Origin of the sequence: Rugamonas sp. DEMB1, assembly GCF_029834475.1 — a bacterium.
Taxonomy (GTDB): Bacteria; Pseudomonadota; Gammaproteobacteria; order Burkholderiales; family Burkholderiaceae_D; genus Rugamonas; species Rugamonas rubra.
In genome coordinates this window covers 2,303,215-2,324,467 of record NZ_CP122407.1, presented here as the reverse complement: position 1 = coordinate 2,324,467, position 21,253 = coordinate 2,303,215, and the positions used below count along the sequence as shown (strand labels likewise).

Here is a 21,253-nt window from a genome sequence, read left to right as displayed (position 1 = left end):
CCCCAGCGGCAAAGAGCCAGGGTCAGACCCTCAGGGTCTGACCCTAGGTTTGCGCCGTCGGGTTTCGTCGGCGCCTCAAAAATCCGGGAAGAAGCTTTCTCGACAAGCGAGGCGCGGTCGCCTAGTCCTTGCTGCCGGCTGCCCAGCGCAGGCCGAAGCTGTATTTGCGGTCCATCAGCTCGTGCAGGGTCGTGCGCCCCTGCGGCACGATGTAGTCGACCAGCTTGGTCACCTGCAGCTTGCCGCCGACGTTCTCCAACATGGCGATGGCGCACATCATCTGGTCGCCGCCCTGGTCCAGGCGCACCTCGATGGGCGGCTGGTCGGGCACGTTGACGGTGACCACGCCGTCGGTGGCGGCCCAGTTCGCCACGCCCTCGTAGATGAAGGCGAAGATCAGCGCCCGTTTGATTTCGCCGAAATGCGCGCCGTTGATGCTCAGGTTTTCGCCGTCCAGCGAGGCGCCGGTGCGGTCGTCGGCGGCCAATTGGATGTATGGCCTGCCGGCGAAGTCGCCGAAGCTGCCGCCCAAGGCCTGTACCACGCCGGGCGTGCCGTCGGCCATCTCGAACATGCAGCCCAGGTCCAGGTCGATGCCGCGCGGCGCGCCCGCGCCCGCGCCGGTCAGGCGGGCGAAGAAGCCCGGCTTTTCCGCCGCTGCCGGCGCGGCGCCGGCAGCGCGGTTCCAGTTCAGGTTGACGTGGATGCGGCCGAAGCCGGCCGCCGAGGTCTTCTCCAGCGAGATCTTGTCGCCGCGCTTCTCCAGCGTGACCTTCGACAGCGACACCTTCGGCGCGGCCGCCGGGGCCGCAGCCGCAGCCGGGGCCGCAGCGGGGACGGCGGCCGGCGCCGGCGCGGCGGCGCCGCTCTCGCTGCCGCCGAAATGCGCCAGCAGCGCCGCCAGGCCACCGTTGAAGCCCTGCCCCACCGCGCCGAAGCGCCACACGCCGTCCTTGCGGTAGACCTCGGCGAGGATGACCGCCTTCTCGTCCTGGAAGTCGCCGCCGGCCAGGGCGAACTGCGCCACGCCGCCCAGCGTCACGCTGCCGCCGCTGATGGCGCGCATGCTGGCGCCGCCGTCGATGGCGGCGGTGAACACCAGCTTGCAGATCGACTCGGGCAGCGCCGCCAAATTCACGGCGAAGCTGACCCGCTCGCCGCCGAGGCGCAGCGTGACCGCATCGCCCGGACTGGCCAGCTGGTTGTAGAACACCATGTAGCGGTCGTCGGACAGGCGCTCGGCGCTGTCGAGGCCGAAGCAGGACACGTCGGCCAGCGCGCCGCCGATGCGCAGGTCGACGTCGACGTTGAAGGACAGGCCGCAATCGAGGTCGCTGAGCTTGCTCTTTTGTCCGCGCGAGAATTGTTTCATACGAAGGTTCCTATCGAGGTGTGGGGACCGCCCGCGGCGCCGCTCAGTGCGGGCTGTTCAGGACGGTGGGGGGAAGCTGGTTTTGCTCCGGATGGGAGCCGAACAGGCGCGAGCGCGCCAGCGTGCTCTCGGCCCAGGCGCGGTGGGTCGCCACCTCGCACATCGACTGGTCCATGGCGAACACCGCCGGGCTGTCCGGATGCAGGATGGCGGCGGCGGCGCGCAGGTCGCCGGCCGAGACGCGGTAGTGGCTCTCGATGGCGGCGATCTGGCTGGGATGGATGGCGGTCTTGCCGACCATGCCGTAGGCCAGGTCCTCGGCCACCTCCTCGTTGAGCAGCTCGGGCAGGTCCAGGTGTTCGAACACCGGCGCCGTCAAGGCGAAGCCGTGCGGCCGGAAGGTGGTCACCAGGCGGGCGATCACCGGGCCGAGCGGCGTGCGGTACAGCGTCATGTTGCGCGGCCGGCGCAGGCCCAGCAGCGACAGCAGGTCGTTGCCGCCGATGCGCAGCGCCAGCACCCGCTCGCGGAAGCCGGGCGCCTCGATCAGCCGGCGCAGCGCGCGCATCTCCTCGTCGTCGAACACCTCGGCCGTCTCCAGCGTGGGCATCAGCACGTGGCGGGTGTCGCGCACCAGCTTGCAGTAGGCGGCCAGGTTGTACTGGGTCGCCTTGGGGATGACGAAGCCGGTCAGCTTGTCGGCGCCGGGCATGGCCAGCACGCGCGCCATCACCTCCTGGTTGCGCACGCGGACGAAGCGCTCGGCCGTGCTGGCCGCCGGCATATGCGCCAGCACCAGCGACAGGTTGAACATGGCGTAGCTCAGCTCGCGCTCGGCGACGGCGTCCTCGGTGCACATGATGAGCGAACGCACATGGGCCAGCCGGGTGCCGCTGGCCACCTCCATCAAATGCTTGTGGGTGGCCGGCACGTAGAGCGAGGCACCGATTGGTTTAACCATCTGAGACATTCCTGATGATGGAGACCGCCTGGTAGGGCAGCTCCGGGTCGATATGCACCGGCACGTTCTTTTCACGCGCCAGCACCAGCAGGTGGGCGACGTCGGCGCTGGCCGCGTCGCGCACGATCAGGCGTTCCGGCGTGCGCCGCAGCAGCACGCGGGTGGCCTCGCCCAGGCCGGGTTTGATCAGGTTGCGGTCGGCGATGGCGTGCTCGCGCATGGCCTCGGCCATGTAGCGGCGCGACACCCGCGCCGCCTCGTCGCGCGCCGCCAAGGTGGCCGCCAGGGCAGCCGCCTCGCCTGCCGCGCCGTGGCTCGCGCCAAGCGGCGCGCTTACTACCGCACCGCTAGCCGCGCCGCTAGCCGCCGCGCGCGGCGGCGAGCACTCCGCGATCGCCAGCGCGCGCTCGACCAGGCTGTCGGCGAACGCCCGCGACTGGTCCTGCGGTTCGAACTCGGCGTAGTAGACGCAGCCGTGGAAGTCGGCCGGGCCGATGGACTGGTTCAGGATGGAGCGGCTGACCAGGCCCGACACGGTGGCGTTGAGGATGCTCGAGGGGATCAGGTAGTCGTCGTGGGCGGCGGCGCAGGCGGCCACCCCGGCCAGGTCGGACAGGACGTACAGGCCGCTGTCGATGGCGCAGCCGTGGCTGGCGTTGAAGTCGGCCATGCTGGCCTGCAGCTCGCCGCTGATGACGCCCTTGCCGGTCCAGCCGTCGACGAAGACGATGGACTCGGCGGCGTGGCCGCGCGCCAGGATGTACTCCAGCGCCACCTGGTCGATGCCACGGTCGCGGATGATGGACAGCGAATAGTGCGCCGTCTCGCGGCCGAACACGCCGGCCAGCAGGCGCTTGAGCACCACGCCGACCGGCGTGCCGGCGCGCGCCAGCGACACCAGCGTCACCGGGCCGCTGCGGCGTTGGGCGATCAGGCCGGCCAGCGCCAGGCAGTCGCCGGCCATGCGCTCCAGGTTGGCGGCGCAGGCGGCGCGGAACACCTCCAGATAGCGCGCCGACGGCAGCGACTCGCGCGACAGCATCTCGCTGTAGTGGCGCCGGCCGGACTGGATCAGCCGCTCCTTGTCCGGCACGTCGACGAAGGAGGCCAGCGCCAGCGGCTTGAGGAGGAACTGCACGTCGTCGCCGTGGTAGCTGCCGCTGAAGTTCATCGCGGCGTTCATAGCGGTTCCAGGGCCAGCCCGGCCAGCTGGCTGCCGCGCGGCACGATGGCGTAGTCGCAGGCGGCCATGAAGCGGGCGTCGGAGCGGCTGTCGCCCATGCCGAAGGTGAGCAGCGCGCCGTGTTCGGCGCGCAGGCGCTCGGTCACGTAGGCCACCGCGTGCGACTTGTTGAGCGCGTTGGGCAGCACCGCCAGGTTGTTGCCGTTGCGGTGGATGAAGTAGTCGTGGCCGCGCGCCTCCAGCCACGGCCGCACCACCTCGCGCTCGATCGGCTCGAGCCGTTCGGCGATCTTGTCGGCGTCCTTGAACACCAGGTAGAACGGGATGGCGAAGTCCTCGATGACGCGGGCGCGGCCGCGCTGGCCGGCCGCCGCCACGTAGGCGTCGACCAGGCCGGCCAGCTCGGCCAGGCCCTCCTGCGCCGCCAGCATCAGCGGGCGCATGCGCTCCAGCCAGTCGCGGTCGGCGCTGCCGTCGGGCAGCAGCACCACGCCGCCGTAGTTGATCACCGCGTAGCTGTGGAAGTCCAGCCGCACGCGGCGGAAGGCGTCCAGGTTGCGCGCCGTGGCCGGGATCACCGTCATACCGTCTTGCATGAAGTCGAACAGGGCGCGCTGGCCGGCCGTGCTGAAGGAGCAGGCGACGCCGTCCTTGAGCACGGCGGCCGTTTGCAGGTCGTCGCGGTCGACACACTTCTCCAGCGATTGGAACAGCGTGTCGTCGAGATCAGCGAACAGGAATTTCTTCAACCAGGGCCTCACTAATAAAATGGAAAAGACGCGCGTCGAGCAGCGCGGCAAGCTCGAACAACGCCGCGTTGGGCGGCGTCTCGTGGCAGATGAAAACGTGGTCGTACTGGCCGGGGCGGACATTGTAGAGGAAGTTGGGCACGCCCTCGCCGTAGTTGTCGGCGAACTCCAGCACCTGCCCCACCGCGCCCCAGCGCAAAATGGGCGAGCGGGTGGTCGACTGGATCGCCAATTCGACGCCGTCGCGCGCCAGCGCCGCGCCCAGCACATAGGCGGCGTGCATGAACTCGCCGGTGCCCAGCACCAGCACGCTCTGGCCGGCGCCGATGTCGGCCGCCAGGCGCTCCACCAGCGCGTCCGGCAGGCGCAGCGGCGCGCTGCGGCCGCGCCGGCCGAAGCCGGCGCTGGCGCCGCGCTCGGCGTCGGCGTCGAAGCGCTGCGCCGGCGCCGCGCTCGAGGCCACCGCGCCCGGCGCGAACTGGTAGCCGCCGCGCAGGCAGGCGCCCAGCGTGAGCGGCAGGCCGCAGCGCTGCGCCAGCGCGGCGCCGCCCTGCTCGCCCATGAAATTGGTGATCACCGCCAGATGCAAATGGGCGATGTCCGGCTGCACCTGGCGGCAGGCGTTGAGCAGGTTGACGAAGGTGTTGCCGGTGCTGGCCTCGTCGTCGATCAACACCAGCGAGCGCATCCCGGTGAACAGCGCGCGCTGGGCCTCGTCCTCCGGCCAATGCAGGAACTGGCGCGGCGCGTGGCTGTGCGCCTCCTCGAACTCGATCAGCGGCGCGGCGCCGACGCGGTAGCGGGTGGTGTGCAGGAACAGCGCCGGCTGCGCCGGATGCTCGCGCTGCCAGGCCTCGAACACGCCCTGGCCCAGGCCGATGCCGGTCTCGGCCAGCGAGATGAACACCACCGGACCGGGCAGCTCGGGCACGCCGGCGGCCAGGCTGGCGTGGATCTGCGCCATGCGCTGCGGCGTCACCGGCCAGTGCTTGCCCAGCACCTTGCTGAGGAAGAGGAAGCCGCGCTTGGCGTTGTCGCGCGCGGCGTAGCCGAGCAGGCTGTCGGGCGCGAACTCGCTGCTGTCGACGCGCAGTTGCAGCGTGCCGGTCGGCAGCTCCACCTGCCAGCTGCCGGCGTGCGGCGCGGCAGCGCTCGCGGCGCCGTCCACGGCGCCGCTCATGCCAGCTCCAGGGCGCAGCCCTGTTCACCGACGCGCATGCCGTCGCGCACCGCCGCCGGCACCAGCCCGGCGTGGCCGTCGACGAAGCCGCGCAGCGCGATGTAGGGCAGGTTCGGCCCGGCCAGGCAGGCCATGCCGATGCCGCCCGACATGCGCGGATTGATCTCCAGCAGGCGCAGGCCGTCGCGGCCCTCGCGGAACTGGACGTTGAACATGCCGTTCAGGCCGAAGTCGGCGGCCAGCTTGGCGCAGGCGGCGACGATGTCGGGCCGCATGTCGATCAGCTGGCCGTGGCCGGGCTGCGGCAGCTTTTTGCGCGCCACCATGCAGGCCAGGCGCCCTTCGTCGCCGACGCAGTCGACGCTGTATTCGGGACCGTCGAGGTACTCCATCAGCAGCATGCTGCGGAACTGGCCCAGCTCGGCCAGGCCACGGCGCAGGTCGGCCAGGCCGATGCGGTAGCTGGCGCCGGCCAGCAGCAGCGCGGCGCTGCTGCGCTGCTCGTCGAGCACGGCAAAGCCCAGGCCGTAGACCGAGCGCGAGGGCTTGACGCACAGCGTGTCGTGGCGGGCGCGCAGCTCGGCGTGGGCGGCATCGAACTGCGCGATGTCGCTGAACTCGCGGAACTGCGGCGCCGGCGCCTGCGGCAACTCGACCGCCGCGTAGAAGGCGGCCTTGTCGTCGATCAGGTCGAGCTGCGCCGGCAGGGCCGCGCTGAGCAGGCGCGTGCCCTGCTCGAGGAAGCGGCCGCGCGCCGCGCTCAGCGCGGCGGCGTGCTTGCTCGGCATGAACACGTCGACCCGCTGCTCGCGGCAGAAGGCCAGGCACCAGTCGACATACTCGGCCGCCGCCAGCCCGCTCGGCTCGACGTGGAAGGCGTCGGCCGCCCCGGCCGCCGCCGAATGGGCGTGGGGGTGGCTGTAGATGGTGTGGAAACGGGTGTGAAAACGGCCCTCGAGGTCGCCCTCGCGGATCAACTCGAGTGCCGTCGCCACCGACGAAAAAGCACTATTCAACCAAACTCGCCAAACTTGCATCGATATCCTTACAGGTGCGGGGTGATCTGCGGCAGCAGGTCGTTGAAGGTGCGGCCGCTGCCGGCCTCGCCGATGGCGTGCATCTTCCACTCGCCGTTGTGGCGGTAGACCTTGGCCATGATCTGCGCGGTGTGGCCGCCGGTCATGGTCAGGTTGAAGCGCGCCACCTCCTTGTTGTTGGAGGCGTCGACCAGGCGGCAGGTGGCGTTCTCGATCTGCGAGAAGTCCTGGCCGGTGAAGCTGTTGACGGTGAACACCAGGCTCTTGACGTTGGCCGGCACGCGCCCCAGGTCGACGGCGATTTGCTCGTCGTCGCCGTCGCCGGCGCCGGTGCGGTTGTCGCCGGTGTGGACGATCGAGCCGTCGCGCGAGCCGAGCTGGCGGAACCAGACGGTGTCGAGCAGATTGCCCTGCTCGTCGAACAGCAGGCAGGAGGCGTCCAGGTCGATCTCCGGCGCCGAGCGGCCGAAGCCGAGGAAGCCCTTCGACTTCACGGCGTCCCAGCCGAGGCCCATGATGATCTTGCCCAAGCCGGTGCCGGCTTCCTTGTCCAACGAGATTTTCTGACCCTTGCTCAGATTAACGCTCATGCCATCCTCCTGTGATCCAACGTGAAAAAATCCTGTCGCGCCGCGCCCGTCGCCGGGCCGGCGCCCATGATACTCGTGCGCCGGCCTAGCCGGCGCCGCCCTTGCCCTTGGCGACCCAGGCCAGGAAGGCGTCGCGGTTGCGCGAGCACACGTGCACCGAGCCGGTGCCGGTGAAGCGCAGCACGATGCCCTCGCCGCTGGTGACGCTGTTGACCAGGTTGCCGATCATGCCGCCCAGGCCGCCGCCGCCGCCCGAGGTCGTCACCGACACCTCGTAGGACAGGCTCTTGTCCCAGCAGACCACGTGCGAATTGTCGATCACCACGTCCTTGCCTGGGCTGACGTCGAGCTTGAACATCGAGCCGAAGCCGGACACGGCGATCTGGCCCTGGCCGGTGGTCTCCATGATGAAGAAGCCGCCCGACTGCGCGAACAGGGCGTTGGAAATGCTTTGCGTGCGCGTCTTCATCTCGACGCCGTCGCTGGCGGCGACGAAGGTGCCGTCGTTGAGCAGGTACTGGCGCGCGCCGACGTCGACGATCTGCACCGCGCCCGGCAGCGTCGGCGACAGCAGGCAGTCGCCGGCGCCGCGCACGGCGCTGATGTGCTGCTGGAAGAAGGACTCGCCGTTGGCCATGCGGCGCATGATGGAGCCCATCACGCCGCCGGTCATCTTGCCCTTCAGGTCCAGCGTGGACTCCATCATCACCATGGCGTCCGACTCGCAATAGATCTTCTCGCCCTGGCGCAGGCTGACGTGCAGGAAGGGATCGACGTCCCCGGTTACGGTAAATTCAGGCATCGCTGCCCTCCCTCGAAAAAGTGTGGGCACTCGGCCAGGCGGACCGGCTGGCCGGCCGGCGCGTAATTCGGTCTTGGCCGAGGTGTGCGCAACCATCGCTCGACGGCCTCGCGGCCGCTTGGTGTCTCTGCCATGGCGTGCTTTCATTGCCTGTGAAGCGAGAACCGGGAGGCGCAGGCCTCCCGGTTGGTGCAGCGGCCGCCCTGCGGCGGCCGGCGTGGTGCTGCGGCCTAAGCTATCAGGCGTTGACGCCGAAGGAGCGGGCCAGGGGGCCGAGGCCGCCCTTGAAGCCCTGGCCGATGGCCTTGAACTTCCACTCGGCGCCGGCGCGGTACAGCTCGCCGAAGATCATCGCCGTCTCCACCGAGCCGTCCTCGGACAGGTCGTAGCGGGCCAGCTCGGCGTTGCCGTTGCCGTTCAGGCAGCGGATGAAGGCCTTGGCCACCATGCCGAAGTTCTGCTTGCGCTGCTCGGCCTCGTGGATGGTGACGCAGAAGGCGATGCGCTCGACCTCGGCCGGCACCAGGGCCAGGTCGATGGTCAGCTTCTCGTCGTCGCCGTCGCCGCCGCCGGTGGTGTTGTCGCCGGCGTGGGTCAGCGAGCCGTCGCTCGACTTCAGGTTGTTGTAGAAGATGAAGTCGGCGTCGCCGCGCACCTTGCCGTCGGCCTTCAGCATGAAGGCGCTGCCGTCGAGGTCGAAACCGGCGCCGTCGGTGGCGCGCGGGGCCCAGCCCAGACCGATCACGATCTTGCTCAGGCCCGGTGCTTCCTTGCTGAGGTTGACGTTGCCGCCTTTTTGCAAACTAATCGCCATACTGAACTCCCGTTAAAAGTTTTAAAAGAATTAATGCTTGCCGGCGGGAATATCACCTTGCCGCATTCCAAAAGCGCGGAACTAGGCGACGTCCACGCCATACTGGATCGCCAGCGCGGCCAGGCCGCCGGTATACCCCTGGCCGACGGCCTTGAATTTCCACTCGCCATTATGTTGGTATATTTCCGCGAAAATCAATGCCGTTTCGGTGGAATAATCCTCCGACAGGTCGAAACGGACGATTTCCACGCCGCTCACACTGTTCACCACGCGCACGAAGGCCTCGCGCACCATGCCGAAATTCTGTCCACGGGCGGCGGCGTCGTGGATGGTGACGGCCACCACCAGGCGCTGGATCTCGGCCGGCACCATGGCCAGCGTGACCTGCAGGCTCTCGTCGTCGCCCTCGCCGGCGCCGGTCCGGTTGTCGCCGGTGTGCTGCACGGCACCGCAGGTCGAACTCAACTGGTTGTAAAAAATGAAATCGTGGTCGCCGCGCACCTTGCCGCTGGCCTGCACCATGAACAGACTGGCGTCGAGGTCGAAATCGGCGCCATTGCTCGAACGCGCCTCCCAGCCCAGGCCGACCTGGATCTTCTCGACCGACGGGTCGGTCTTCGACAGGCTGACGTTGCCACCCTTGCTCAAACTAATTGCCATACCATGCTCCTCTTTTTTCCCGCCCCGGCGCGCACAGGCCGCGGACGGGCGACGACGGAGAATAGCTTAAAATACCAGTGCAATCAAATCCAAATATAACCATGCGAATGCGCTTGCAAAACACCAGTCTATCCCCATATCCGCGCACGCAAGCGTGGACAAACCGTTTTGCAACACAGAAACTTTCCAGTAATATATGTCAAGACCGCTTGCCTGTACATACCGGACAAACAAATTATGGGACCAACCGTCCCGCGCCGATTCTTATAATATGTAGCAGCAATCCAATACCGCTTCATGACGGCGCTTACACAACTGGAGAAACGATGAGAAGGCTACCCGTATACTTACTGCTCGACACGTCCGGCTCGATGAGCGGCGAACCGATCGAGGCAGTGCGCAATGGCATGCAAACGCTGGTGTCGGCCCTGCGGCAAGACCCGCACGCGCTCGAATCGGCGTTTTTGTCTGTCATCACCTTCAACGAGACGGCCCAGCAAGTGGTGCCGCTGACCGAGTTGGGCCAGTTCCAGATCCCCGTGCTGGCCGCCAGCGGCACCACCTCGATGGGCGCCGCGCTCGACCTGCTGTGCGCGCGCGCCGCCGCCGAGGTGGCCAAAACCACCGCCGAGCAAAAAGGCGACTGGAAGCCGATCGTCTTCATGATGACCGACGGCGTCGCCACCGACGAGTTGGACGCCGGCATCGCCGCCCTCAAGGCGGCCAAGCTGGGCGCCTTTATCGCCTGCGCCGCCGGCCCGGCCGCCAACGTCACCGACCTGCAGCGCATCACCGACTCCGTGGTGCGCTTGGACACGGCCGACAGCAACACCATCAAGGCCTTCTTCAAGTGGGTCAGCGCCTCGATCGCCACCACCAGCCAAAAGGTCGACCTGGCCAAGAAGGAAGCGGCCGGCCTGGACGACCTGCCGCCGCCACCGCCGGAAGTGAACGTGGTGCTCTAAACCGCTGCCACAGTTGTTGCGGCCGGCGCCAGCGCCGCCGCCATCCGCCCCCGGCGCCGCCTTGGCGCGCCGGGGCGCCGCTCCATCCCATGCCAGTTTCCATCCAGGGGGCACCATGACCGTACGCCGTTTACCCGTTTATCTCGCGCTCGACACCTCGGGCTCCATGCGCGGCGAGCCCATCCAGGCCGTCAACGTGGGCCTGCAAGCCTTTCTCGCCTCTCTGCGGCAAAACCCGTTCGCGCTGGAAAGCGTGCACCTGTGCATCGTGACCTTCGACGGCAAGGTCAACCAGGTCTTGCCGCTGACCCCGCTCGACGCCGTCAACCTGCCGGAGATCACCTGCCCCGAGTCCGGCCCCACCTTCCTCGGCGAAGCCCTGCACGCCATCTGCGACATGGTGGCGCGCGACATCCGCGTCACCAGCGCCGAGCAAAAGGGCGACTGGCGGCCGCTGCTGTTCATCATGACCGACGGCAAGCCGTCCGACACCGAGGCCTACAACCAGGCCATCGCGCGCGTCCAGCAGGCCCGCTTCGGCACCGTGGTGGCCTGCGCCGCCGGGCCGAAGAGCACGCCCGACCAGCTCAAGCAGCTGACCGAGCACGTGGTCAGCCTGGACCAGATGGACAGCACCGGCTTCTCCAAGTTCTTCCAATGGGTCACCGTGGCCGTCACCGCCAGCACCACCAGCGCCGGCACCCAGGCCTCCACCGAGCTGCCGCCGCCGCCGCCGGAAGTGCAGATCGTCCTATGAGCCGTCCACCTCACACCGCGCCGGGGAGTTGATATGCGCCGCCTGCCGATTTACCTCTTGCTCGACGTCTCCGAATCCATGGTCGGCGCCAACCTGCGCCACCTGCAACAGGGCCTGGCCCGGCTGATCGCCACCCTGCGCACCGACCCGCACGCGCTCGAGAGCGTGTTCCTGTCGACCATCGTGTTCGCCGGCAAGGCGCGCACGCTGACCCCGCTCACCGAGCTGGCCCTGTTCTACCCGCCGCGCCTGCCGGCCGGCTCGGGCACCTCGCTGGGCGCCGCCCTCGAGCACCTGATGGACGAGCTGGACCGCAACATCGTCGCCGGCAGCGCCGAGCGCAAGGGCGACTGGCGGCCGGTGGTCTACCTGATGACCGACGGCAAGCCGACCGACGACATCGAGCCGGCGCTCAAGCGCTGGCACGCCAAGTACGCGCAACGGGTCACGCTGGTGGCCATCGGCATCGGCGCCCACGCCGCGCTGGCGGTGCTGCACCGGCTCACCGAGAACGTGCTGTCGCTCGACGTCAACGGCGAGGAGGACTTCAAGCGCTTCGTCGACTGGGTCTCGCGCTCGGTGGCGGCGCAGAGCCGCAGCGTGGCGACGGCCGGCGGCGGCGTCAACCTGGCCAAGCTCGACGACGGCATCATGCGCAAGATCGGCGCGCTGGAGAACGCCGGCACGGTTGACGAGGACCTGGTGGTGCTCACCGGGCGCTGCCAGACCAACGCCCTGCCCTACCTGATGAAGTACGAGCGCAACCTGCACCACCTCGGCCAGGGCGGCCTGGACATGAAGGTCGACCTGTACAACCTGACCGGCGTGTTCGCCATGGAGCAGGACTACGACGAGTTGTCGGACGCGCGCGCGCTGCTGCGCACCGTCAACACCGACGCCCTGGTCGGCTCGCCCGGCTGCCCGCACTGCGGCAACCCGATCGGCTTCGCCATGTGCGGCTGCGGCCAGATCATGTGCATCCGTGGCGAGGGGCCGGCCACCTGCCCCGGCTGCGGCAAGGCCTGCAATTTCACCGCCGGCGACGGCGAGGGTTTCGATGTCGCCCGCTCGCGCGGCTAGGAGGTGCAATCGATGTCCGGCAATGAGCAACTGAAACTCGCCGTGCGGCTCCACCTGATTGGCGAAGCCAGGGTGGCCGACGACTTCCACGTGGTCGACGCTTTTTTGCAAAGCGACGACTGCATGAATTTGATCCGCGTCTTCGACGACAAGCTGCGCAAGCAACTGGCCAGCTTCCGCCATTCGCGCCCCGCCGCCGCGCCGACGGTGCGGCCGATGACGCTGGACGAGCTGAGCCCGGGGATCGCGCCCAAGCCGCCGGCCACGGCGGCAGCGACGGCAGCAGCTGCGCCAACGGCAACGGTAGCGCCTTCGACCACGGCCGCGCCTCCGCAGCCAGCAATGGCGGCCGCGCCCGCGCCAGCATCCCCGGCCATGGCGACGGCGACGGCGCCAGTACCGGCGCCGGCCCTCCCGCCTGCCGCAATGGCGGCAACGAGCGCCTCGGCAGCATCGGCTAACGTCGATTCGCCGTCGCCGGCCACCACCAGCACAACCACGTCCGCAGCCATGACCGCAAACACACCAGCCCAACCACCAGCCCCATCACCGGCGGCAACGCCCGCAGCCGTACCCGTCGACGTATCGGCACCAGCAGCGACGCCGGCTGCCACCGCCGCGCCGGCGCCGGCGCCAGTTCAAGCAGCGCCGGCCCAAGCGCCGCCGCCGCCGGCCGCCGAACCTCCCGTCCTCACCTTCCGGCTGCGCAACGCGCGCGCCGGCGAGGCCTACGCACACTCGCTGGAAGTCCTGCCCGCCGGCGCCCCGCCGATCCGCTACACCAGGATCACCGTGCCAACCACGCTGGACCTGCACGCCGACCTGGCCGGCGGCGCCATCAGCGGCACGCCGGCCCTGCCGGGCGACTACGACATCGAGCTGGCCTACCGCCTGGACGGCCCGCCCGGCGGCGCCGAACGGCGCGCCAGCGTCAAGCTGCTGGTCAACGCCGACCCGCGCAGCATGTGGCAGAACCTGCCGTCCAAACGCGACGACGTCTATTGGAAGCCCGACGAGGACAGCGGTTTCATCGACGCCGGCGCCCTCAAGCTGGTCGCCGCCAGCAAGCGTGGCCGCTCGCACGCCCACGTCGGCAGCTTCCGCGACGACGACTTCAGCCTGGCCCACCTGCCGCAATCCGGCTGGCACGTCGCCGTGGTCGCCGACGGCGCCGGCAGCGCCAAGTTCTCCCGCCGTGGCGCCCAATTGATTTGCGCCGAGGCGCTGCAGCACCTGCAGCGCACGCTCGACGGCGCCGAGGGCCAGGCCATCGACCAGGCGGCGCAAGCCTACGGCGCCCTGCTGGCGCAGGCGCCGGACGAAGCCGCCAAGGAGCTCGCCCGCCAAACCCTGCACGGCAAACTCTTCGTCACGGTCGGCCACGCCGCCTACTACGCCGTCAAGGCCATCGTGCAGGAGGTGGCGGCGCAGGGCGACCCGCAAACCAGCTACAAGGACTACTCCAGCACGGCGCTGATCGCCGCCTGCAAGCGCTACCCCTTCGGCACGCTGCACGTCGCCTACTGGGTCGGCGACGGCGCCGTCGGCGTCTACAGCAAGCGCGACGGCGTCACCCTGCTGGGCGAGGTCGACAGCGGCGAATACTCCGGCCAGACCCGCTTCCTCGACCCGGGCGAGGTGAGCCAGGAGGCGCTGCTGCGCCGCACCCGCTTCGCCCTGACCGACACCGACAGCGCGCTGGTGCTGATGAGCGACGGCGTCTCCGACCCCAAGTTCGAGACCGACGCCCGCCTGGCCCGGGCCGCCGTGTGGGACGAGCTGTGGCAGGAGCTGGAGCAGACCGGCGCGCTGGCGGCCGACGCCGCCGCGCCGCAACAAAAGCTGCTCGACTGGCTGGACTTTTGGTCCGCCGGCAACCACGACGATCGCACGATCGCCCTCATCTACTAAGGAGTTACAGGCATGACGAAGATAGTCAGCGTCACCGCGGCCGACGGCTCCACCATCGAGTTCTACGACGAGGTGAAGGCATCGGGCGGCATGAAGGACGTCTACTTCTCCCCCACCGGCAAATACGTGGTGGCCTTCTTCCGCGGCCCAGCCGATCCCGCGTTGCGCGAGCGCCTGGCCATGATCACCGGCTCCTACCGCGAGCGCATCCTCAACCAGCCCGGCGGCGAGTATTGGAAAAAGCTGTTCTGCTGGCCCACCACCATGCTCGAACACGAGGGCCGCGTCGGCGTCGTCGCCCCGTTCTACGAGGACGACTTCTTCTTCAAGCACGGCTCGCGCAACAACGACATGCTGGGCATCAAAGGCCGCGAGAAGGAAGGCAAGTGGTTCGCCTCGCCGTCCAACCGCAACAAGTTCCTCGACCCGCGCGAGCTGGGCGACTGGATGCGCCAGATCAAGCTGTGCCTGATGATCGCCCGCGCCGTGCGGCGCATGCACGCTGCCGGCCTAGCCCACTCCGACCTGAGCTACAAGAACGTGCTGATCGACCCGACCACCGGGCGCGCCTGCCTGATCGACATCGACGGCCTGGTGGTGCCCGGCAAATTCCCGCCCGAGGTGGTCGGCACGCCCGACTTCATCGCGCCCGAGTGCGTGATGACGGCCCACCTGGAACGCAACGACCCGCAGCGCAAGCTGCCCTCGATCAGCACCGACCGCCACGCGCTGGCCGTGCTGATCTATATGTACCTGCTGTTCCGCCACCCGCTGCGCGGCGACAAGGTGCACGACCTCAACGACCCGCACAAGGACGAGGAGCTGTCGATGGGCGCCAACGCGCTGTTCGTCGAGCACCCGACCGACATCTCCAACCGCATCAAGACGGCCAACCTGAAGGCCTTCGAGCTGCCGTGGAAGGACACCGCGCGGCTGCCCTACCACGTCGTCGGCCCCTACCTGTCGGAGCTGTTCACGCGCGCCTTCACCACCGGCCTGGCCGACCCGGCGCAGCGGCCCACCGCCGACGAGTGGGAAAACGCCCTGGTCAAGACGGTCGACCTGCTGCAACCCTGCGCCAACCCCGCCTGCGAGCAAAAGTGGTTCGTCTTCGACAACAAGACCAAGCCGGTCTGCCCGTTCTGCCAGACCCCGTTCGTCGGCCCGCTGCCGGTGCTCAACCTGTACTCCTCGCGCAAGGAGGGCGCCTTCCGCCCCGAGGGACACCGGCTGATGGTCTACACCAACCAGTCGCTGTTCCAATGGCATATCGACCGCGACATCGCCCCCAACGAGCGCCTGAGCGAGGAGCAGAAGCGCCGCGTCGGCTACTTCGTCTTCCACCAGAACGTCTGGTATCTGGTCAACGAGGGCATGCCCGATTTGATCGAGGTGCAGACCAAGACGCCGATCCCGGTCGGCGGCAAGGTCGCGCTGACCGACGGCGCCCAGCTGCTGACGTCTAAAAAGCCGAGCGGCCGCCTGTTCGTCGTCCAGCTGGTCAACCAGTAGGCCGGCGGCGCCGGCCCATAGCGCCTGCGCCGCCATCCCATAGCGCCGGCCGCCGCCGGCGCGCTTTCCCCATCCCCCCGCTAGCCCGCCGCGACAGAACAGCGCCACCGGGGGCCGCATGACGACAGCAGACGCAATCATCACTTTGGAGCTGGGCCATTACCGCCTGCGCGAGCAGATCGCCGGCTCGGCCTACGGCGTGATCTGGCGGGCCAGCGGGCCGCGCGCCACGCCCGACGTGGCCATCAAGCTGATCAACCGCGAGCAGATGACGCGCGCCCTGCCGGCCCAGCGCGCCCGCTGGATCGACAGCGCCAGCAACGAGATCGCCTTCCTGCAGTCGCTCGAACCGTGGGACGAGCGGCACATCGTGCGCCTGCTCGACAGCGGCTGGCACGACGGCCTGCCGGTGCTGGCGCTGGAACTGATGGCCACCGACCTGGGCAAGCACGTCGCCGCGCTCAAGGCCAGTGGCGCCGGCCTGCCCTTCGGCCGCGCGCTGGCCTGGATCGGCCAGCTCAACCAGGCGCTGGCCAAGGTACACCAGTACGGCTGGCGCTACCTCGACCTGAAGCCGGCCAACGTGCTGCTCGACCCGCTGCTGGGCAGCGTCAAGCTGGCCGACTTCGGCACCAACCGCGAGCTGGGCGGCGCCACGCTGCACTCCTACGCCGGAACCGCCAACTGGCAGGCGCCGGAACAGTTCTTCCCCGGCGCCGACGGCAGCTACGCCAGCGGCGCCGGCAGCGACTACTTCTCGCTCGGCGCGCTGTTCTACTTCCTGGTCACCGGCGGCGTGCCGCTGCGCTTCTGCGCCGACTGCGGCTCGGCCTACCGCGCCCACCACACGGCCGGCGCCGCCGTGCTGCGCCAGGCCCACGGCGGCGCCATCCCGGCCGCGCTGCAAGCGGACGAGGAGCGCCACTTCGCCGAGCGCATCGGCCAAACCCATCCGCAGGCGCGCCTGCCGGCGCTGGCCCTGCTGCGCGCCCTGCTGCAGCCGGACCCGGCACAGCGGCCGCGCCACGCCATCCAGATCAGCCGCATGCTGGCCGCCATCCAGGGCAGCCTGCCGACGCGCGGCGCCTCGCCGGTGCAGGAGCTCATCCACGGCATGGGCCGGCCCACCGCCGGCAACGCCTGGCGCAGCATCCAGGGTGCATGATGGCGACGCCGATCCGCTCCGCGCCGCGCGCATCCAAACCGACGCGCCACCCGCTCACCTCGCCGGACCGGCTGGCTGCGCTGGGCCGGCTGGCCAGACAAAGCGTTCTGGCCGCCTTGGGCCGACTGCTTGCGCTGGTCCGGCTGCCGCTGCCGGCCGGCGCGCCGGCCCGACCATCGACGCTGATCGGCGGACTGTTGCCACTATCCTGGCTGTCTGGCGCTTTGGGCGGCATGGCCACCTTGGCGCGGCGCCACGCCGCCATGGCGGCCACCGCCGCCCTGCTCCTGCTGCTCTGCGCCCTGCAAGGCTTGGCCTTGTGGCGCGCGCCGCCGGCCTGGCATCCCGCCGCCGTGACGGTGCGCCTGGCGCCGGGCGAGTCGATCACACTGGGCCAGCGCGAACTGGCCGCGCCGCAGGCCGACAAGGACCATCTGACCCTGCGGCGCGACCCGCGCGACGGCTGGATGCTGCGCAACCTCAGCGCCGCCAAGCAGGTGGTGCTGCAAGGCGAGGCCGGCGAGCAGCGCATGGGCAGCGTGGCGCTGCGCGGCGGCCAGCGCTTCCAGGTCGGCCACCACCGCTTCGACGTGCTGTCGGCCAGCGCCGACGAGGTGGCCTTCACCCGCAACGGCGTGCAATGGCGCTACGACGGCGCCGTGCTGTACCGCGACGGCCACGCACTGGCCGCCTGCGCCGACGCCCACCTGGCCGCGCGCGCGCTGGCGCTATGGAACCGCTGGCTGCCACGGCCGCTGAGCATCGCCCGCGCCCTCGCCTTCGGCGGCAACGTCCATTGCGACAACCGGCTCGGGCTGGCCGGCGTCACGTCCGGCGCCGCCCTGCTGGCGCGCGCCGGCGCGGACGGCCCGTTGCGCGGCCGGCTGCAACTGTCGGCCGGCAGCCCGGACGGCGAACGCGACGCCGTGCTGCTGCTCGACGGCGCGCGGCAAACCGATCTGCGCCAGCAGGAGCTGCCGCTGGCCGGCGTGCACGCCATCATCGCCGGCCACAGCCGCCTGCTGCTCAGCCAGCAGGAGGAACAACTGAGCCTGCAACCGACCCGCCGCGTCACCCTGTTCAACGTGGCCGAGCTCAAGTTGCCGGCACAGGTGGACTGGCAATGGCGCCAGCGCGCGCTGTGGCACAACCCGGCGTCCAGCGGTTTGTGGGCCGGCTTGGCGCTGTGCCTGGCGCTGCTCACCGCAACGGTCCTGATGGCGGCGCGCGGCGTGTCGACGTCCAAGCTGGCGCCGTCCGTTCGCCTGGCGCCAAGCACAGCGCAAGGCCGGACCGGCGCCGACGACGCCATCCCGCCGGCCAGACAGGCCAGCGGCCAAGGCCAGATCCACGCCGGCCCCTGGCGCACCCGCCTCACCTGGCTCGGCACCATCGTCTTGCTGCTGTGCGGCCTGGCAGCGCTGCTGCTGCAACGCGCCGGCAGCACGCCGAGCGCGGCCTGCTCGCTGCTGCTGGCCAGCGGCGCCCTGCTCTGGTGGCTGGCCCTGCCCGGCCGCCTGACGCTGGCCAGCTCCGCCGCCGTCGTCCTGTTGGCGGCCGGCCTGCTGTCCCAACTCGACCTCGGCCTGGGCGCCAACGAGGTCTCCTGGCTGCGCTACTACCAAAAAAGCTGCGCCCTGCTGGCCATCGGCGCCGGCCTGGGCGGCCTGTGGCGCCTGTGGGCGGCGCAGCGCGGCGCCCTGCTGCCGCAGCGCGCCACCGAATGGGCGCTGGCGGTGTTCGCCGCCGTGGCGCTGGCCGGCCTGGCCGCCGAGGTGCTGTGGGGCGACGAGACCGGCGTGTTCGACCTGCAGCCGGTGGAGCTGGCCAAGCTGGCCCTGACCTGCCTCACCGCCCACTGCCTGGCGCTGCGGCTGGGCTGGCAGAGCGGCCCGCGCCGGCTGGCCGAACACGGCGCCCGCTGGCTGCGCCTGATCGCGCCGGCCCTGCTGTTCCTCGCCCTGCTCGGCCTGGCGCTGGTGCAGGTGGACGACTACTCGCCGCTGATCCTGCTGCTGGTGTGGAGCGCGGCGATGATGCTGGCCTACGGCCTGGCCAGCGGCAACCGCCTGCTGGTGGCGCTGCCGCTGCTGGCGGCGCTGCTGGCGGCGGCCGCCATCGCCTGGCTGCGCCTGGCCAGCATCGATGTCGACGCCGACTCGGCCGGGCAATGGCCGCAAAACGGCGGCTTCTACGCCGACCGCTTCCAGGTCTGGCTGGCGCCGGCGCGCCATCCGCACACCGGCCAACAGCTGCTGCTGGGCGCCCGCGCCATCGCCGAGGGTGGCTGGTGGGGCGGCGACGGCCTGCTCGGCCTGCGCTCGCTGGGCCAGGGCGCCGGCGCCGCGCTGCGCATCCCGGCGGTGCAGGACGACTTCGCGCCGGCCTTCTTCCTCAACCGCCACGGCCTGCTCGGCGCGCTGCTGCTGTGGACCGCCCAGGCGGCGCTGCTGGCCGGCCTGCTGTGGACCGCCGCGCGCAGCCACGCCGCCGGCGCCGCGCCGCGCGGCTTCCGCCAGGCCTGGGCCGGCCGCTTCCGCTACTTCACCCTGTGCGGCGGCGCCGCGCTGCTGTTCGGCCACCTGCTGCTGTCCTGGGGCACCAACCTGGCGATCTTCCCCATCATGGGCCAGCCGATGAGCTTCCTCTCGGCCGGCGGCAGCCACCTGCTGTTTTTCCTGCTCCCCCTGCTCTCGTTCGCTGCGATCAGCGCGCAATCTTTAGAGGAGAATGAACCATGCCGATCTATGTCCAACACGAAGTGCTAGGGCGCATCCCGGACGTCTTCAACGCCGAGGCGATCTGGCAGGCGCCCGGCCTGGCGCTGTTCTCGCGCCGCCCGCTGCTGCGCGACCTGCTCGAACGCAGCCCGCGCGAGCACAAGGGCCGCGCCGCCACGCGCTGCTTCTCCCACGTCACGCTGATCCTGCCGCAAGAAGAGGTCGACGACGACTACCACCTGACGCGCGGCGCCCGCGCCCGCGACCTGGCGCAGACCCTGACCGCGCTGCACCAGAAGGACTTCGGCGACCTGCTCGGCGCCGACCAGGTGCGCTACGACGTGGTCGGCGCCGAAGCCGTCGAGCCGGGCCAGATCGAGGTCAAGTTCGGCCACGCCGTCTACCTGCCGGCGGCCGACGAAAAAATCCTCTACAACGTCAGCGTCTCGCGCGACAGCGCGGTGTGGCACCCTGTCTGCCCGATCTACCCCAACCAGCGCCTGGCCCTGATCGGCGGCGACGACGGCGAGGCCAGCTTCGCCGCCGCCGGCTGGCCCTTCGGCGCCGACGGTGCCGTCCTCATCATCAACGACGGCCCGGACAGCCCGCCGGCCGTGCAGATGCGGCCCAAGGACGCCTTCGACTGCCGCTACGACCCGCGCGGCGGCCACTACACCATCAAGTCCAAACACGGCGGCGACGCCCGCCTGCTGCTCAAGATCGGCCGCGTCGGCACGGCCGCCGACGCCGGCGGCGCCGAACAGTTCCAGTCCATTCCAGCGCTGGCGGCTGGCGCCACCCAGGCCGGCACAATGCTTGGCGCATCGCTAGGCACATCAATTGGTGCATCGAGCGGCGCATCGATCAACACCGCTATCAACGCCGCCTTCCCGGCCTCCACCGGCGCCAACGCCAAGCGCGCCACCATCGGCGGCGCTCCCGCAGCGCCGCCGCTCGCACCGAACGCCGCGATGGTGATGCCCGCCCCGCACGCCGCCAAGGCCGGCGCCGGTCCCGCCGTGTGGCACAGCCGCAGCGGCGGGCCGGCCCCGTTCGACCAGACCGCCGTGCCGGCCAGCCACCGCCCGCTCAACCAGCCGGGCGAGAGCGACGCCACCTACGCCCCGCTGGCGCAGCAGCGCGTCAGCCTGGTGGCGCTGGCGCTGCCGCGCCTGAGCCGTTACCACGACACCGGCGCCCGCGCGCTGGAGCTGCCGTTCAACCAGGCGCTGACCCTGGGCGGCGCCGGCGCGCCGGCCATCAGCTTCGTCGTCGACGCCGCCGACCAGCTGCACGCCTGCACCGCCGCCGGCCGCCAGCGCATCGCCGCGCCGGCCAGCTTCACCCCGGTCGACGGCCGCGCCATCGCCCTGCTGGCCCCCGCCCCCGCCATGGCCGAGCGCTACTGCGCCCTGCTCAGCCTGCCGCAGCCGGTGTGCGCCGCCGTCGCCAGCGGCGCGCGCTTCAACTTCGGCCGCGGCAGCGCCATGCTGGCCGCGCTGCGCGTGCTCGACTCGCCCCGCTTCCTGCAACGCGAGGACGGCAATGGCGACCCGGCCGGCGCCAGCGCCGACCGCATCGGCCTGTCGCGCAACGCCTTCAGCTTCGAGGCCTCGGCGCAGGGCTTCAAGATCGGCCGGCTGGCCGCCACCCAGGCGCTGTACCACCTCGACGAGCAACTGGGCTTCGTCGCCACCATCGGCGAGGCCAGCGCCGACGCGCCCTACCTGCTGCCGCCCGGCCACCACCTGGTCGCCGGCCACTACGTGCTGCGCTTCGATGCCTGAACCGGGAA

At 70.1% G+C, this 21,253-nt stretch carries 18 protein-coding genes; 8 read left to right on the top strand and 10 right to left on the bottom strand.

Annotated features, from left to right (window positions below; genetic code table 11):
• Nucleotides 1-121: 121 nt before the first annotated feature.
• The 10 genes from QC826_RS10695 to QC826_RS10650 form a co-directional block, all read right to left on the bottom strand.
• Nucleotides 122-1,372 (bottom strand): TerD family protein, encoded by a 1,251-nt coding sequence (locus tag QC826_RS10695; RefSeq protein ID WP_279765590.1) that lies wholly within the window; start codon nucleotides 1,370-1,372, stop codon nucleotides 122-124.
• A gap of 43 nt (nucleotides 1,373-1,415) precedes the next feature.
• Entirely contained in the window at nucleotides 1,416-2,333 is a 918-nt protein-coding gene (locus QC826_RS10690; protein WP_279765589.1) for an HpcH/HpaI aldolase/citrate lyase family protein, read from the bottom strand.
• Nucleotides 2,326-3,516 (bottom strand): cysteine protease StiP family protein, encoded by a 1,191-nt coding sequence (locus tag QC826_RS10685; protein WP_279765588.1) that lies wholly within the window; start codon nucleotides 3,514-3,516, stop codon nucleotides 2,326-2,328. The genes QC826_RS10690 and QC826_RS10685 overlap by 8 nt, the downstream gene beginning before the upstream one ends.
• Nucleotides 3,513-4,265: an HAD family hydrolase gene (locus QC826_RS10680; RefSeq protein ID WP_279765587.1), complete on the bottom strand. Its 753-nt coding sequence runs from the start codon at nucleotides 4,263-4,265 to the stop codon at nucleotides 3,513-3,515. The genes QC826_RS10685 and QC826_RS10680 overlap by 4 nt, the downstream gene beginning before the upstream one ends.
• Complete coding sequence (locus QC826_RS10675; protein ID WP_279765586.1) at nucleotides 4,243-5,445, bottom strand: phosphoribosyltransferase domain-containing protein; 1,203 nt, start codon at nucleotides 5,443-5,445, stop codon at nucleotides 4,243-4,245. The genes QC826_RS10680 and QC826_RS10675 overlap by 23 nt, the downstream gene beginning before the upstream one ends.
• Nucleotides 5,442-6,461, bottom strand: coding sequence for an ATP-grasp domain-containing protein (locus tag QC826_RS10670; protein WP_279765585.1), 1,020 nt, complete (start codon nucleotides 6,459-6,461; stop codon nucleotides 5,442-5,444). The genes QC826_RS10675 and QC826_RS10670 overlap by 4 nt, the downstream gene beginning before the upstream one ends.
• Nucleotides 6,462-6,490: 29 nt before the next feature.
• Complete coding sequence (locus QC826_RS10665; protein ID WP_279765584.1) at nucleotides 6,491-7,072, bottom strand: TerD family protein; 582 nt, start codon at nucleotides 7,070-7,072, stop codon at nucleotides 6,491-6,493.
• 85 nt (nucleotides 7,073-7,157) lie between these two features.
• Nucleotides 7,158-7,874: a TIGR00266 family protein gene (locus QC826_RS10660; protein ID WP_279765583.1), complete on the bottom strand. Its 717-nt coding sequence runs from the start codon at nucleotides 7,872-7,874 to the stop codon at nucleotides 7,158-7,160.
• Between the two features lie 238 nt (nucleotides 7,875-8,112).
• On the bottom strand, nucleotides 8,113-8,688 hold the full coding sequence (locus tag QC826_RS10655; protein ID WP_279765582.1) for a TerD family protein: 576 nt from the start codon (nucleotides 8,686-8,688) through the stop codon (nucleotides 8,113-8,115).
• Between the two features lie 81 nt (nucleotides 8,689-8,769).
• Nucleotides 8,770-9,348 carry a TerD family protein gene (locus tag QC826_RS10650; RefSeq protein ID WP_279765581.1) on the bottom strand — a complete coding sequence of 193 codons (579 nt, stop codon included), beginning with the start codon at nucleotides 9,346-9,348 and terminating at the stop codon, nucleotides 8,770-8,772.
• A gap of 326 nt (nucleotides 9,349-9,674) precedes the next feature.
• On the opposite strand from QC826_RS10650, the gene QC826_RS10645 reads away from it, so the two are divergent.
• From QC826_RS10645 to QC826_RS10610, 8 genes are all read left to right on the top strand, one after another.
• Complete coding sequence (locus tag QC826_RS10645) at nucleotides 9,675-10,313, top strand: vWA domain-containing protein (RefSeq protein WP_279765580.1); 639 nt, start codon at nucleotides 9,675-9,677, stop codon at nucleotides 10,311-10,313.
• Between the two features lie 115 nt (nucleotides 10,314-10,428).
• The gene (locus QC826_RS10640) at nucleotides 10,429-11,070 is read left to right on the top strand and encodes a vWA domain-containing protein (protein WP_279765579.1); all 642 of its coding nucleotides are present in this window, start codon (nucleotides 10,429-10,431) and stop codon (nucleotides 11,068-11,070) included.
• A gap of 33 nt (nucleotides 11,071-11,103) precedes the next feature.
• Nucleotides 11,104-12,150 carry a TerY-C metal binding domain-containing protein gene (locus tag QC826_RS10635; RefSeq protein WP_279765578.1) on the top strand — a complete coding sequence of 349 codons (1,047 nt, stop codon included), beginning with the start codon at nucleotides 11,104-11,106 and terminating at the stop codon, nucleotides 12,148-12,150.
• A 12-nt stretch (nucleotides 12,151-12,162) separates the two neighbouring features.
• Nucleotides 12,163-14,061: a PP2C family serine/threonine-protein phosphatase gene (locus QC826_RS10630; protein WP_279765576.1), complete on the top strand. Its 1,899-nt coding sequence runs from the start codon at nucleotides 12,163-12,165 to the stop codon at nucleotides 14,059-14,061.
• Between the two features lie 12 nt (nucleotides 14,062-14,073).
• Nucleotides 14,074-15,573 (top strand): helix-hairpin-helix domain-containing protein, encoded by a 1,500-nt coding sequence (locus QC826_RS10625; RefSeq protein WP_279765575.1) that lies wholly within the window; start codon nucleotides 14,074-14,076, stop codon nucleotides 15,571-15,573.
• A gap of 118 nt (nucleotides 15,574-15,691) precedes the next feature.
• Nucleotides 15,692-16,738: a protein kinase domain-containing protein gene (locus QC826_RS10620; RefSeq protein WP_279765574.1), complete on the top strand. Its 1,047-nt coding sequence runs from the start codon at nucleotides 15,692-15,694 to the stop codon at nucleotides 16,736-16,738.
• Nucleotides 16,735-19,506 carry an FtsW/RodA/SpoVE family cell cycle protein gene (locus tag QC826_RS10615; RefSeq protein ID WP_279765573.1) on the top strand — a complete coding sequence of 924 codons (2,772 nt, stop codon included), beginning with the start codon at nucleotides 16,735-16,737 and terminating at the stop codon, nucleotides 19,504-19,506. The genes QC826_RS10620 and QC826_RS10615 overlap by 4 nt, the downstream gene beginning before the upstream one ends.
• Entirely contained in the window at nucleotides 19,476-21,245 is a 1,770-nt protein-coding gene (locus tag QC826_RS10610) for a hypothetical protein (protein ID WP_279765572.1), read from the top strand. The genes QC826_RS10615 and QC826_RS10610 overlap by 31 nt, the downstream gene beginning before the upstream one ends.
• The last annotated feature ends 8 nt before the right edge of the window (nucleotides 21,246-21,253 follow it).